Source organism: Halopseudomonas phragmitis (assembly GCF_002056295.1).
Lineage (GTDB): Bacteria > Pseudomonadota > Gammaproteobacteria > Pseudomonadales > Pseudomonadaceae > Halopseudomonas > Halopseudomonas phragmitis.
The window spans coordinates 1833301-1847796 of record NZ_CP020100.1 but is presented as its reverse complement, the minus strand read 5'-3'; the positions used below and the strand labels follow the sequence as shown (position 1 = coordinate 1847796).

Genomic DNA, 14496 nt, shown 5'->3' with positions numbered 1-14496 from the left:
AAAAATGTATGCGTTTAGGCGGTTTTCTTGCGTGGCCAGAACATGTCGGCGATCAACAGCACCGCGCCAACGGTAATCGCGCTGTCGGCAATGTTGAAGGCCGGGAAGAACCAGCTCTGCTGCCAGTGCACCAGGATAAAGTCCACCACATGCCCATGCACTACGCGGTCATACAGGTTGCCCAGTGCGCCGCCCAGGATCAACGCCAGCGCCATGGCCTCCAGCCATTTTTCCCGGGCCAGCCGGGCCAGCCAGATCACCAACAGCACGCTGACCCCCACCGCCACGGCGATGAAGAACCAGCGCTGCCAACCACCGGAGTCAGCCAGGAAGCTGAACGCGGCGCCCGGGTTGTAGGCCAGAGTAAAACTGAACAACCCCGGAATCACCGGCACCTGCTGGTACATCTGCAGCGTGCTGTCAGCCAGCCATTTGGTCGACAGGTCGAGGACGATCACCAGAGCCGACAACCACAGCCACAGCAAGCTGCCACGCCGGGTATCAGGCATGCTGACGCACCTCGCCAGCGCCGTCGATATTCTCGACACAGCGGCCACAGATTTCCTCATGACCGGCATGCTGGCCGACATCTTCGCGGAAGTGCCAGCAGCGCACACACTTGCCGTGCCCGCTCTTGACCACCTTGAGCTTGAGTCCGGCCAGCTCGGTCTCTACCGCATCGCTACCGGCCTCGGCCAGATCAGCCACGCTGGCGTAGGAGGTGATCAGCACAAACCGCAGCTCATCGCCCAGCTTGGCCAGGGTCGCGGCCAGTGCGGGCTCGGCGTACAGCGTCACTTCGGCCTGCAGGTTACCGCCGATAACCTTGGCGTTGCGCTGATTTTCCAGCTCTTTGTTGACCGCCGCCTTGACTTCGATCACTTGGTCCCAAAACGTCCGACCCAGTTCGGCATCAGCCGGCAAGGCAGTCAGCCCTTGATACCAGGTGTTGAGCATCACTGACTCATTGCGCTCGCCCGGCAGGTATTGCCAGATTTCTTCGGCCGTGAACGCCAGAATCGGGGCAATCCAGCGCACCAGGGCTTCGGCGATGTGGTACATGGCGCTCTGGCAGGAGCGGCGCGCTACGCTGTCAGTCTGGGTGGTGTACTGACGATCCTTGATGATGTCTAGGTAGAAACCACCCAGCTCCTGCACGCAGAAGTTGTGCACTTTCTGATAGACGTTCCAGAACTTGTAGCTGTCGTAAGCTTCAACGATCTCCTGCTGCAGGCGCAGGCTGTAATCGACTGCCCAGCGATCCAGATCGAGCATCTGCTCGGGAGCCAGCAGGTCGCGGGCCGGATCGAAGCCATTGAGGTTCGACAGCAGGAATCGCGCGGTATTGCGGATCCGCCGATAGGCGTCGGCGCTGCGTTGGAGAATCTGCTCGGACACCGCCATTTCAGCCGAATAGTCGGTGGATGAAACCCATAGCCGCAGAATATCGGCGCCCAGGGTATCGTTGACCTTCTGCGGGGCAATGGTGTTGCCCAGCGACTTGGACATCTTGCGGCCGTTTTCATCGACAGTGAAACCGTGGGTCAGCAGTCCGCGATAGGGTGCGTTGCCGTCAATCGCACAGCCGGTCAGCAAGGAGGAATGGAACCAGCCGCGATGCTGGTCCGAGCCTTCCAGATACAGGTCAGCGCGCGGGCCCTGCTCATGCCCCATCGGGTGCGAGCCACGCATCACGTGCCAGTGGGTGGTGCCGGAGTCGAACCAGACATCCAGGGTGTCGCTGATCTTGTCGTACTGGGCCGCTTCGTCACCCAGCAGCTCGGCTGCATCCAGGTTGAACCAGGCATCGATACCGCCCTGCTCGACCCGCTGCGCCACCTGCTCGATCAGCTCGACAGTGCGCGGGTGCAGCTCACCGGTTTCCTTATGCAGGAAGAACGGGATCGGTACGCCCCAGTTGCGCTGACGCGAGATACACCAGTCAGGGCGCCCGGCAATCATATTGTGCAGGCGCTGCTTGCCCCATTCGGGCACGAACTTGGTTTGCTCAATGGCCTTGAGCGCGCGCTGGCGCAGGGTTTCACCATTGCCGACCTCGACATCCATGCCGACAAACCACTGGGCAGTGGCCCGGTAGATCAGCGGAGTTTTATGCCGCCAGCAGTGCATGTAGCTGTGGGTGATAGTCTCGTGCTTGAGCAACGCACCGAGTTCTTCCAGCTTGGCAACGATGCTGGGGTTGGCCTTCCAGATGAACTGGCCACCAAAGAACGGCAGGTCACTGGCGTAGACGCCGTTGCTCTGCACCGGCGTGAGAATGTCGTCATTGCTCATGCCGTGCTGCTTGCAGGTACGGAAGTCGTCTTCACCGTAGGCCGGGGCCGAGTGCACCACGCCAGTACCGGCGCCCAGTTCGACATAGTCGGCCAGATAGACCGGTGACAGACGTTCGTAGAGCGGGTGACGGAAGCGGATCAGGTCCAGCGCCGCACCGGCGCAGGTACCAAGCACCTGACCTTGCAGGCCGTAGCGCTCCAGACAGGCCTCGACCAGTTCCTCAGCCAGTACCAGCAAGCGCTCACCGGTATCGACCAGCGCATAGTTGAATTCAGGATGCACGTTCAGCGCCTGGTTGGCCGGAATGGTCCAGGGTGTGGTAGTCCAGATCACGATCGCCGCTGGCTTGGGCAGGGCATCCAGACCAAAGGCCGCAGCCAGCTTGTCGGTATCTTCGATGGCGAAGGCCACGTCGATAGCGTCGGACTTTTTGTCCTGGTATTCGACCTCGGCCTCGGCCAGCGCCGAGCCACAGTCAAAGCACCAGTTAACCGGCTTCAGCCCCTTGAACACAAAGCCCTGCTCAACCATCTTGCCCAGTGCGCGGATCTCGCCGGCTTCGTTGGCGTAATTCATGGTCAGATAGGGATTATCCCAGTCGCCCAGCACACCCAGGCGAATGAAATCGGCTTTCTGACCCTCGACCTGCTCGGCGGCATAGGCGCGGCTCAGCTCACGGGTCTTGCCGGGCTCCAGATGTTTGCCATGCAGGGTTTCGATCTTGTGTTCGATCGGCAGACCGTGACAGTCCCAGCCTGGCACGTAGGGGGCATCAAACCCGGACAGGGTCTTGGAGCGGACAATCATGTCCTTGAGGATCTTGTTGACCGCATGACCGATATGAATACTGCCGTTGGCGTAGGGCGGGCCATCATGCAGGATGAACTGCGGGCGGCCCTGGCTAACCTCGCGAATGCGCTGGTACAGGCCATCGAGACGCTTGAGGGCTTCCGGCTCGCGGGTCGGCAGGCCGGCCTTCATCGGAAAATCCGTGGCGGGCAGATTCAGTGTCGCTTTGTAGTCGGTCATCTCGGTCCAGGCTCTTTATCGGTTACAAGCCCCATCGGGCCCTGGCTGCGGCAAAATCAGCCTTGATCGCCGCCTGCAATGCGTCCAACGAGTCAAACCGTTGTTCGTCGCGCAGTTTTTCATGAAACATCACGGTCAGGGTGCGACCGTACAGGTCGCCGGAGAAGTCGAACAGATGGACTTCCAGGTGCGGGCGGCCATCACCCTCGACCGTAGGGCGGGTGCCAATATTGGCCACCCCTTTGAGCAACACCCCATCCAGCACGGTGCTGACCCGGTACACCCCGTTGAGAGGCGCACGCAGACGCTTGAGCTGAATGTTGGCGGTCGGCGCGCCAAGCTGGCGGCCAAGCTTTTGACCATGCAGAACACGGCCAGTGATGCTGAATGGACGACCCAGCAGACGCTCGGCCTGGGAAAAGTCGCCGCTGTCGAGCACTTCGCGGATACGGGTACTGCTGATCCGCTCGCCGCCCTCGATAATGGTATTGGCCGCTTCCACGCTAAAACCGTGGCGCTGGCCGCTTTGCTCCAGATAGGCGAAATCGCCAGTGCGATCACAGCCAAAACGGAAGTCGTCACCAACCTCCAGGTGCCGGACCCCAAGCCCGTCGACCAGCACCTGCTGAACGAACTGCTCGGCACTGAGCTCACGCAGCCGCCGGTTGAACGCCAGACACAAAACCCGATCAACACCCTGAGCTTCGAGCAGCTCCAGTTTGTCGCGCAGCCGGCTGATACGTGCCGGTGCCGCCTTGGGAGCAAAGAATTCGCGTGGTTGCGGCTCGAAGATCACTACACAGCCCGGCAGCCCCAGACGCTGGGAATGCGCGCGCAAGCGCTCGAGAATAGTCTGATGCCCGGCATGTACACCGTCGAAATTGCCGATGGTTGCCACACAGCCCCGATGCCGGGGCCGCAGGTTATGTAGGCCGCGGACCAGTTCCATAATACTCGTTGCGTGGAAGATGAATGAAACCCGGGAGTATACAGGTTTACGGGTTCCAACCGCTACCGACGCCGTAGGCACACCCGGATCGCCACGAGCCTGTGGCCCACGCGATAACGGGGCGCAGAAATGCGGAGGGTATTAGGCTCTGTACGAAAAGTCGCCGAGCGAAGGTCAGGCAAGGCAAAAACAGCCGAAGAAGCGCAGTTTACGTGTTGTAAATGAGCATTCTGAGGCTGTTTTTAACGCAGCATCACCGAGCGCAGGCACTTTTCGTACAGAGCCTAGCGGCGAATATGCCGCAGCCGCAACCCAGCCGCCAACAGCGCGGCAATATAGACCCCGCCTCCGGCGCAAACCAGCACGCTCATGTGCCAGACTTTCTGCCGCCAGCCCCAGGCCAGCCATTGCTCAACCGCCGGAGTCAGCCACAACACTAGCGCCCCCATGGCGAAACAGGCCAACAACAGGCGCACAGCGAACACCGGCCAGCCCGGCTGGGCCTGGAATACCCCAATCTTGCGCAGCCCCCACCACAGCAAGCCGGCATTGAGCAGCGCCGACAACGAAGTGGCCAACGCCAGGCCGACGTGCTTGAGCGGCCAGATCAGGATCAGGTTCAGCACCATGTTGGCAACCATGCAGATGATCGCGATCTTGACCGGGGTCTTGGTGTCCTGACGGGCAAAGTAGCCCGGCGCCAACACCTTGATCAGCATAAAGGTCATCACCCCCACCGCATAGGCGCGCAGCGCCGCCGCCGACTGCAGCACGTCACGCTCGGTCATGGCGCCATAATGGAACAGCGTGGCAATCAACGGCTCAGCCAACAGCAGCAGCGCCAGTGCCGCCGGCACCCCGACCAGCAGCACCATGCGCACCGCCCAGTCCAGGGTTGCGGCAAAGGCCTTGGGGTCATCACCGGCATGCTGACGCGACAGCGCCGGCAGAATCACCGTGCCCACGGCAATGCCGAAGGCCCCCAGCGGCAGCTCGGACAGCCGGTCGGCGTAGTACAGCCAGGAAATGCTGCCGGTCTGCAGAAAGGACGCCAGCACGGTATCCAGCATCAGGTTGATCTGGCTGACCGAGACCCCGAACAACGCCGGAATCATCAACGTCATGATCCGTTTGACGCCTTCATGCTTGCGGTCCGGACGCGGCACCGGCAGCAGCCTGATCTGCGCCAGAAATGGCAACTGGAACAGCAACTGCAGCACCCCGGCGATGAACACACCCCAGGCCAACGCCATGATCGGCTGATCGAAGTACGGCGTCAGGCACAGCGTGGCGCCAATCATGCTGAGGTTCAGCAGCACCGGGGTGAATGCCGGCACCGCGAAACGGTTGTAGCTGTTGAGAATAGAGCCGCACAGCGCGGTCAGCGAGATCAGCAGCAGATAGGGGAAGGTAATCCGCAGCATATCGGTCGCCAGCCCGAGTTTTTCGCTGTCGCCATGAAACCCTGGAGCAAACAGGGTGATCAGCACTGGCGCCCCGGCCACCCCCAGCGCGGTAATCCCCACCAGCGTCAGCCCCAGGGTGCCGGCGACCTTATCGACCAGCAGCTTGACCTCAGCCAGGCTGCGTTTGGTGCGGTACTCCGACAGCACCGGCACAAACGCCTGGGCAAAAGCGCCCTCAGCGAACAGCCGCCGCAAGAAGTTGGGGATTTTGAAAGCAATGAAGAAGGCGTCGGCTTCGGACTTGGAGCCGAAATAGTTGGCCACCACCACATCACGGACCAGTCCCAGCACCCGCGACAACATGGTCATGAAGCTGACCACCAACCCTGAGCGCAGCAAGCCGGGAGCTTTGGCGTCGGGAGCGGGATTGGGTGTGGTATCGGTCATGGAAGACTCATCCGGCAAAACCGCGATGATAGCCTGTGTAGAGGGTAGAACGCACAAAAAAGCCGGCTCAAGGCCGGCTTTTTCTACAACAAGCGAACACGATCAGGCGGCTTCAGCCATGGCCTTGATGTGAGCGTTCAGGCGGCTCTTGTGGCGAGCGGCCTTGTTCTTGTTGATGATGCCCTTATCAGCCATACGGTCGATGACCGGCACAGCAGCGGTGTAGGCTGCCTTGGCTTTGTCGAGATCTTTGGCGTCGATGGCCTTGACCACGTTCTTGATATAGGTGCGGACCATGGAGCGCAGGCTGGCATTGTGGCTGCGGCGCTTCTCGGCCTGCTTGGCGCGTTTCTTGGCTTGAGGTGAGTTGGCCACCGTCGTGCTCCTCAGAAAAACAGATGAATTAGGTACAAATAAGGTCGCGTACTATGCCGTCAGGGTTAGCTAATGTCAAGCCCGAAACACAGCCTTAAACCAACACCAGGTTATCCCGGTGCACCAATTCCGGCTCATCCAGATAACCCAGAATCCGGGAGATCGCCTCGGTCGGCTGGCCGATGATTCTGGCGGCATCCTGGGCACTGTAGTTGACCAGCCCGCGTGCCACCTCGCGCCCGTCCGGACCAACACAGACAACCATTTCGCCGCGGCGGAAATTACCCTCTACGGCCTTGACGCCAACCGGCAGCAAACTTCTACGCCCGGCAGTCAATGCCTTGACCGCACCTTCATCAATCAGCAACCGGCCACGGGTCTGCAGGTGCCCGGCCAGCCACTGCTTGCGCGCAGCCAGCATACCCTTCTCCGGCAGCAGCAGGGTGCCCAGCACCTCCCCGGCCTGCAGCCGCTCAATCACCCGCTCGATCCTGCCACCAACAATCACCGTGCCAGCCCCGGAACGTGCCGCCAGTCGCGCTGCACGCAGCTTGGTCAGCATGCCGCCACGCCCCAACGCCCCGGCACTGCCACCAGCCATGGCGTCAAGCTTGGAATCATCGGCCATGGCCTGGGTAACCAGTTCGGCATCCGGGTTATTGCGCGGGTCGGCAGTAAACAACCCGTCCCGGTCGGTCAGAATCACCAACAGATCACCTTCGACCAGATTGGTGACCAGCGCTCCCAGGGTATCGTTGTCACCGAAGCGGATTTCATCGGTCACCACGGTATCGTTCTCATTGATCACCGGGATAACCCCGAGATCCAGCAACGCCCGCAAGGTGCTGCGCGCATTCAGATAACGCTTGCGGTCCGACAAATCATCGTGGGTCAGCAATACCTGCGCGGTCGACAGACCGTGTGCCTGGAAGCTGGACTCCCAGGCCTGGACCAATCCCATCTGACCAATCGCGGCGGCGGCCTGCATTTCATGAATGGTTTTGGGTCTTTCGCTCCAGCCCAGACGACTCATGCCTGCGGCCACGGCGCCCGATGACACCAGCACCAGTTCAGCACCCGCCTTACGCAGTGCCACCAACTGCTCAACCCATACCGCCATGGCCGCACGATCCAGCCCACGACCATCACTGGTCAGCAAGGCACTACCGATCTTGACCACCCAACGCCGGGCGTTGGTTACCTTTTCACGCATGCTGATTCCATCAACCGAGGACAATGGGAAAACCGGCGCTCATTGTATTGCATGACGCAAGAGGGAGGCTATCGCCTCCCCCTCTCAACGCACGTAGATGATTTCCGGACCATCCTCGCCATCGTCGTCATCAAAGTCGTCGTCATCTTCATCCTTGAGCAGCCCTTGCTTGCGCAGGGCACGACGATCATCCAGAGCCTGGATATGGGCACGCGCCTCATCTTCAATGGCCTGATCCAGATCAGCCATGGCAGCGGCGTACTCCTCATCCTCGGCCATCAGACGCTCACGCTCTTCCAGCCAGTTCATCGCCGCCTGCGCCAACTCATCGGTACCCTGACGATCAGCCGCCGAGATCACGAACACCGGGGCTTCCCACTCCAGACGCTCGACCACATCATCGAGAATCGCCTGCTGCTCATCTTCCAGCAACTGGTCGCACTTGTTCAGCACCAACCAGCGCTCACGCAACAGCAACGACGGACTGAACTTGCCCAACTCATGCACAATGGTCTCTACTGCCTCAACCGGGTCGCTTTGATCCAGGGGCGCCATATCGACCAGATGCAACAACAACCGGGTACGTGACAGATGCTTGAGGAACCGCGTTCCCAGCCCCGCACCCTCAGCCGCGCCCTCGATCACCCCGGGAATATCGGCAATCACAAAGCTGCGCAGCCGCCCAACATCTACTACACCCAGATTCGGCACCATAGTGGTGAACGGGTAGTCGGCGACTTTCGGCTTGGCGGCAGACACCGCCCGAATCAGCGTGCTCTTGCCCGCATTGGGCAAACCCAGCAGCCCAACATCAGCCAGCACTTTCAGCTCCAGCTTAAGGTCACGCAACTCCCCCAGACTACCCTGAGTAGTCTGACGCGGGGCACGGTTGACACTCGATTTGAAGCGGGTGTTGCCCAGCCCATGCCAGCCACCCTGAGCCACCAGCAGGCGCTGACCGGCTTCGGTCAGGTCACCAATGATCTCCTGGGTACCCGCATCAATGACCGTAGTCCCAACCGGCACCGGCAGCTCCATATCTTCGCCCTTGGCGCCGGTGCAGTCCTTGCCGCGACCGTTCTCACCACGCTGCGCGTTGAAGCGGCGGGTATAACGGTAATCAACCAACGTGTTCAGATTGGGGTCGGCCACCAGGTAGATGGAGCCACCATCACCGCCATCACCCCCATCCGGACCACCCTTGGGAATGAATTTTTCGCGACGGAAGCTCATGCATCCGTTGCCGCCATCACCAGCCTTGACCGTGATGGATACCTCATCGACAAATTTCATCGCTCTCCCCTCCCGAGCGGGATGGGTTTATAAACACATGGAAAGAATAAGCCACAAACAACACGAACAAAACAAACAAAAAAGCCCCGTCTTACGACAGGGCTTTTTCAGTTCAGAGCCGATCAGGCGGTTACGACATTAACGTAACGACGACCGAACTTGCCCTTCACTTCGAACTTGATCACGCCGTCAGCCTTGGCGAACAGAGTGTGATCCTTGCCCATGCCAACGTTCTTGCCGGGGTGGAACTCAGTGCCACGCTGACGAACGATGATGTTGCCGGCAGTAGCAGCCTGGCCGCCGTACAGCTTGACGCCAAGTCGTTTGGATTCTGAATCGCGGCCGTTACGCGTGGAACCGCCTGCTTTTTTGTGTGCCATGAGTATTAACTCCTCAATCGCTTAGGCAGAGATGCCAGTAATCTTGATCTCGGTGTACCACTGACGGTGGCCCTGACGCTTCATGTGGTGCTTACGACGACGGAACTTGATGATCCGCACTTTGTCGCCACGACCATGCTCGGTCACTTCGGCAGTCACTTTGGCGCCTTCGACAACCGGGGCACCGATCTTGACGTCGTCACCATTGCCAACCAGCAGAACGCGGTCGAACTCGATGCTGGCGCCGGTTTCGGCTTCCAGCTTCTCGACCTTCAGGTATTCGCCTTCGGCGACTTTGTACTGCTTGCCACCGGTAACAATCACTGCGTACATGTTGCTTTCTCCGTAATCCTGCTCACCCGGCGCTTGGGAATAATGGTTAGTGGCCGGCATGGCTGCAAGTGAACCCGCCTATCGGGCCCGAGCTTGCCATTGTCAAAACAGGGATGCTGTGAATCGGGTTTTCGAGGGCGTGGATTCTACGCAAAGAGCAACGCCTGCGCAAGCCCAAACAGCACCCAGCCCGTCAGGCCGCATCCCGCAGCGGTGGTGGGTTTCCTTGACACCAACAGCCCCGCCACCTAGCATGCCGCCAATCTTCAGGAAAGTGTACGGTCAATGACTACCCTGCCTTTTTATTCTGCCGTGAAGGATGACTTCGAGGCGGTAAACCAGCTCATCATGCGCCAGCTCCACTCCCGGGTTCCGCTGGTCGAAAAAATTGGTCACTACATTATCGGTGCCGGCGGCAAGCGACTGCGCCCACTGGTAGTCCTGCTCGGTGCTCGGGCTTGCGGCCTTAGCGACTCGCGCCAACACAGCCTGGCGGCGATTATCGAGTTCCTGCATACCGCCACTCTGTTACATGACGACGTGGTCGACACGTCGGATCTGCGCCGCGGTCGCTCGACCGCCAACGCCCTTTGGGGCAACGCGCCGAGTGTACTGGTAGGCGACTTCCTTTATTCCCGCGCCTTCGAAATGATGGTCGAACTGGGCGACATGGCCATCATGCGTACTTTGGCCAATGCCACCAACGTGATCGCCGAGGGCGAAGTGCTGCAACTGTCCAAGGTCCGCGACGCCAGTACTGACGAAGCGACCTATATGGAAGTGATCCGCAGCAAGACCGCCATGCTGTTCGAGGCCTCGACCCATTGTGCCGGATTGCTGGCCGGTGCCAGCCAGACGCAGACCGAAGCCTTGCGCCAGTACGGCAATGCTCTGGGGATTGCTTTCCAGCTGGTCGATGACGTGCTCGACTATACCGGCGACGCCGAGTCCATGGGCAAGAATGTCGGAGACGATCTGGCCGAAGGCAAGCCAACACTGCCTTTGATCTACACCATGCGCGAAGGCACTGCCGAGCAGGCTCAACTGGTGCGCCAGGCCATCCAGAAAGGCGGCCTGGAAGACATCACGCCGATCCAGCAGGCGGTCAGGGATTGCGGAGCGCTGGACTACACTCTGAATCTGGCGCGCAGCCAGGTTGATGAGGCGGTTGAATTGCTGCAGACACTACCGGCTTCAACCTACCGCGATTCACTGGAACAACTGGCGCGCTTCTCGATTGATCGCAGCTTCTAATAGCTCAGAGGGCAGATAGCCTCCTGGACCTCAACTCCCAATACCCCCCCCTGGGAGGCGGGAGCATCCGCTCCCGCAGCGCAAGCCCGCTGCATCCCCATCCTGGAGCAGATGCTCCAGGCTCCCAGGAAACCCGGGGAAAGCGCATGGGTCGCTCCAGCCTCAGCTTAGAGTACTTTCAACAGCTCAATATCAAACACCAGGGTGCTGTGCGGCGGGATGCTGCCGGCGGCGCGGGCGCCGTAGGCCAGCTCCGAAGGAATATACAGCCGCCACTTGGCGCCTTCCTTCATCAGTTGCAGCGCCTCGGTCCAGCCGGCAATTACGCCACCAACCGGGAATTCGGCGGGCTGGCCGCGCTTGTAGGAGCTATCGAACACCTCGCCGCTGATCAGAGTGCCTTCGTAGTGAGTCTGCACAGTCGAGCTGGCAGTTGGGGTGGCGCCAGTACCTTCGCTGACAACCTCATACTGCAGACCTGACGGCAGGGTTACGACACCTTCACGCTTGGCGTTGTCCGCCAGATAGTCCACGCCCGCCTGACGCGCAGCCTGAGCGGCCTGCTCGGCTACTGCCTGCATCTTTTCCTGCAATGCCTGGAAGGCAGCCTGCAGCGCAGCTTCCTCAACTTGGCTCGGCTGACCAGCAAAGGCATCGCGCAGACCGGCAACCACAGCATCAATGCTCAGATCAGGGATATTGCTGCCAGCCAGCTGATCGCCCATCTGGCGACCGATACCATAGCTGACGCGCTGGGCGTCGTTGTCAAAACTCAGGGTCATGGCGGTTCTCCGCAAGAAAATGGCCGTAAAGCCTGACACAACGACAGGAGAAATTCACTAAAAGTGTCTTGATTAAGGTAGAATCGGGCGCTTTTTCAGCCCTTACACCTTGGGATACCTCCATGCTGGAAAAGCTCTTCCAACTTAAAGCCCACGGCACGACCGTTCGCACCGAAGTCATTGCCGGCCTGACCACCTTCCTGACCATGGCCTACATCATCTTCGTCAATCCGACGATGATGAGCGACGCTGGTATCGATCCTGGAGCGGCCTTTGTCGCCACCTGTCTGGCAGCCGCTATTGGCACATTGATCATGGGCCTGTGGGCCAACTACCCGATTGCCCTCGCCCCCGGCATGGGGCTGAACGCGATGTTCAGCTATACCGTGGTCGGCTCGATGGGCTATAGCTGGGAAGTTGCCCTGGGGGCGGTCTTCATTTCCGGTTTTCTGTTTTTCCTGCTGAGCATCTTCAAGGTCCGTGAGTGGATCATCAACAGCATTCCGCTGGCGCTGCGCTCGGCGATTGCCGCCGGGATCGGACTGTTCCTAGCGCTGATCGCCCTGAAGAACGCCGGACTGGTGGTCGATCACCCGGTTACACTGGTAACCTTGGGCGATATGCGCCAACCAGCACCGGTTCTGGCCGCACTGGGTTTTGCCCTGATCGTCGCCCTGGCCTATCGCAAGGTTACTGGTGCGGTCATGATCGGCATTCTGGTGGTGACCGGCATCAGCTTGCTGGCTGGCCTGACCTCGTTCACTGGCGTGGTCTCGGCACCGCCGAGCCTGAAACCGACCTTCATGGAGCTGGATATCCTTGGCGCGCTGGAAGTCGGGATGATCAGCGTGATCTTCGCCTTCCTGTTCGTTGACCTGTTCGACACTTCCGGCACCCTGATCGGGGTCGCGCAACGGGCCAATCTGGTTGACAAGGACGGCAAGCTGCCGCGTCTGGGCCGTGCCCTGATGGCCGACAGTACCGCAACTATGGCCGGTGCCGCCCTGGGTACTTCGACCACCACCAGCTATGTTGAATCAGCGGCCGGCACCAGCGCCGGTGGCCGTACCGGCCTGACTGCCTGCGTGGTTGCCCTGCTGTTTCTGCTGTGCCTGTTCTTTTCGCCGCTGGCCGGCACTGTGCCTGACTACGCAACTGCGCCGGCCCTGCTGTTCGTTGCAGTACTGATGACCGGTGGCCTGGTCCAGATCGACTGGGAAGATCTGACCGTCGCCGCGCCGGTCGTGATTACCGCCATCTCCATGCCACTGACCTTCTCGATCGCGCATGGCATCGCCCTGGGTTTCATCAGTTGGACGGTAATCAAGCTGCTGGCCGGGCGCTGGCGTGACCTCAACCCCAGCCTGTATATTCTGGCCGGACTGTTCATCATCAAACTGGCGATCTTCCACTGATGGGTCTGGAATTCAATCCGCACAACTACGACCAGCAACTGGCGGACAAGCGCCAGCGGCTGGTCGACTTGCTCGCCCCCTTCGGCGCCCCGGAACCGGAGCTGTTCGCCTCACCGCCCGAACACTTCCGCCTGCGCGCCGAGTTCCGTCTGTGGTATGAGCAGGGCGTGCCGCACTATGCGATGTTCGAGCAGGGCGACAAGCGCGCGCCGGTTCTGCTGGAACAGTTGCCGATTGCCAGCCGACGCATCAATGCGCTGATGGGTCCCTTGCTGGATGCCTGCAAGGCCAATCCAGAGTTGGGCCGCAAGCTGTTCCAGGTCGAGTTTCTCACTACGCTATCAGGCCAGGCACTGGTCACCCTGTGCTACCACCGGCCGATCGACGAGAGCTGGGATCAGGCGGCCCGAGGACTGGCCGAGGCACTCGACATTCAGTTGATCGGCCGCAGCCGAGGCCGCAAGCGGGTCCTGGCCCAGGACTACATCACCGAAACCCTGACAGTCGACGAGCGCTCCTGGCATTACCAGCAGGTCGAAGGCGGTTTCACCCAGCCCAATGGCGAGGTTAACCAGAAGATGCTGAGCTGGGCGCTGAGTGCGGCCGGACACAGCGAGCGCGACCTGTTGGAACTGTATTGCGGCAACGGCAATTTCACCCTGCCGCTGTCGACCCGCTTCCGCCGGGTACTGGCCACAGAACTGGCCAAGCGCTCAGTGCATGCCGCTCAGGAAAATCTGCGCATGAACGGAGTCGAGAATGTCACCCTGGTGCGTCTGGCCAGCGAGGAAGTCACCCAGGCTCTGACCGGCGTACGCGAATTCCGCAGGCTGCAGGGTATTGATCTGGCCGGTTTCGAGTTCGACACCATATTCGTCGACCCGCCACGCGCCGGCCTGGACCCTGCGACCTTGGAGCTGGTCCGTGGCTATCCACGCATCCTCTACATCTCCTGCAACCCGGAAACCCTGGCCGCCAACCTGACGCAGTTGAACAGCACGCACCAGATCACCCGCTGCGCCCTGTTCGACCAGTTCCCCTATACCCATCACATGGAAGCCGGGGTATTGCTGGAACGGCGCTGACCGGCTGGTTAACCATGCCATGAGGCTGGCCAGACCAGCCTCATTCCACCCCAATCCGTCATTTGCGAGGGCCGAAGGCCCGCAGCAATACCCCACTCCGCCACTCCCCCCAACCCGTCATTGCGAGGGCCATAGGCCCGTGGCAACCCAGGGGGCTACGCCAAAACCTCTGGATTGCCACGTCGGCGGCTGGCCGCCCCCTGCTACTCGCAATGACGCCGAATATGGCATCAGTAT

At 60.5% G+C, this 14496-nt stretch carries 13 protein-coding genes; 3 read left to right on the top strand and 10 right to left on the bottom strand.

From position 1 onward, the window contains the following. Positions 1–14: 14 nt before the first annotated feature. From lspA to rplU, 9 genes are all read right to left on the bottom strand, one after another. Positions 15–509, bottom strand: coding sequence for a signal peptidase II (gene lspA / locus BVH74_RS08480; RefSeq protein ID WP_080049635.1), 495 nt, complete (start codon positions 507–509; stop codon positions 15–17). Further along, positions 502–3327 carry an isoleucine--tRNA ligase gene (gene ileS / locus BVH74_RS08475; protein ID WP_080049634.1) on the bottom strand — a complete coding sequence of 942 codons (2826 nt, stop codon included), beginning with the start codon at positions 3325–3327 and terminating at the stop codon, positions 502–504. Before ileS ends, lspA begins: the two co-directional genes overlap by 8 nt. Before the next feature lie 22 nt (positions 3328–3349). Beyond that, on the bottom strand, positions 3350–4276 hold the full coding sequence (gene ribF, locus BVH74_RS08470; RefSeq protein ID WP_080049633.1) for a bifunctional riboflavin kinase/FAD synthetase: 927 nt from the start codon (positions 4274–4276) through the stop codon (positions 3350–3352). A gap of 284 nt (positions 4277–4560) precedes the next feature. Further along, positions 4561–6129 carry a murein biosynthesis integral membrane protein MurJ gene (gene murJ / locus BVH74_RS08465; protein ID WP_080049632.1) on the bottom strand — a complete coding sequence of 523 codons (1569 nt, stop codon included), beginning with the start codon at positions 6127–6129 and terminating at the stop codon, positions 4561–4563. A 102-nt stretch (positions 6130–6231) separates the two neighbouring features. Next, positions 6232–6504: a 30S ribosomal protein S20 gene (gene rpsT, locus BVH74_RS08460; RefSeq protein ID WP_080049631.1), complete on the bottom strand. Its 273-nt coding sequence runs from the start codon at positions 6502–6504 to the stop codon at positions 6232–6234. Positions 6505–6598: 94 nt separating this feature from the next. Continuing rightward, the gene (proB, locus tag BVH74_RS08455) at positions 6599–7717 is read right to left on the bottom strand and encodes a glutamate 5-kinase (protein WP_080049630.1); all 1119 of its coding nucleotides are present in this window, start codon (positions 7715–7717) and stop codon (positions 6599–6601) included. 84 nt (positions 7718–7801) lie between these two features. Then, the gene (gene cgtA / locus BVH74_RS08450; RefSeq protein WP_080049629.1) at positions 7802–9010 is read right to left on the bottom strand and encodes an Obg family GTPase CgtA; all 1209 of its coding nucleotides are present in this window, start codon (positions 9008–9010) and stop codon (positions 7802–7804) included. A gap of 122 nt (positions 9011–9132) precedes the next feature. Then, complete coding sequence (gene rpmA, locus BVH74_RS08445) at positions 9133–9390, bottom strand: 50S ribosomal protein L27 (protein ID WP_080049628.1); 258 nt, start codon at positions 9388–9390, stop codon at positions 9133–9135. A gap of 21 nt (positions 9391–9411) precedes the next feature. Beyond that, entirely contained in the window at positions 9412–9723 is a 312-nt protein-coding gene (gene rplU, locus BVH74_RS08440) for a 50S ribosomal protein L21 (protein WP_080049627.1), read from the bottom strand. A 285-nt stretch (positions 9724–10008) separates the two neighbouring features. Here rplU and BVH74_RS08435 point away from each other — a divergent pair, with 285 nt between their 5' ends. Continuing rightward, a complete protein-coding gene (locus BVH74_RS08435; protein ID WP_080049626.1) occupies positions 10009–10977 on the top strand; it encodes a polyprenyl synthetase family protein in 969 nt (322 codons plus the stop codon). 167 nt (positions 10978–11144) lie between these two features. Here BVH74_RS08435 and bamJ read toward each other — a convergent pair whose 3' ends face one another. Further along, positions 11145–11759: a BamJ family beta-barrel-assembly machinery protein gene (gene bamJ / locus BVH74_RS08430; RefSeq protein WP_080049625.1), complete on the bottom strand. Its 615-nt coding sequence runs from the start codon at positions 11757–11759 to the stop codon at positions 11145–11147. 122 nt (positions 11760–11881) lie between these two features. Here bamJ and BVH74_RS08425 point away from each other — a divergent pair, with 122 nt between their 5' ends. Together BVH74_RS08425 and trmA are read left to right on the top strand one after the other, a co-directional pair. Further along, on the top strand, positions 11882–13174 hold the full coding sequence (locus BVH74_RS08425) for an NCS2 family permease (RefSeq protein ID WP_080049624.1): 1293 nt from the start codon (positions 11882–11884) through the stop codon (positions 13172–13174). Then, positions 13174–14259, top strand: coding sequence for a tRNA (uridine(54)-C5)-methyltransferase TrmA (trmA, locus tag BVH74_RS08420; RefSeq protein ID WP_080049623.1), 1086 nt, complete (start codon positions 13174–13176; stop codon positions 14257–14259). Before BVH74_RS08425 ends, trmA begins: the two co-directional genes overlap by 1 nt. Positions 14260–14496: the final 237 nt, after the last annotated feature.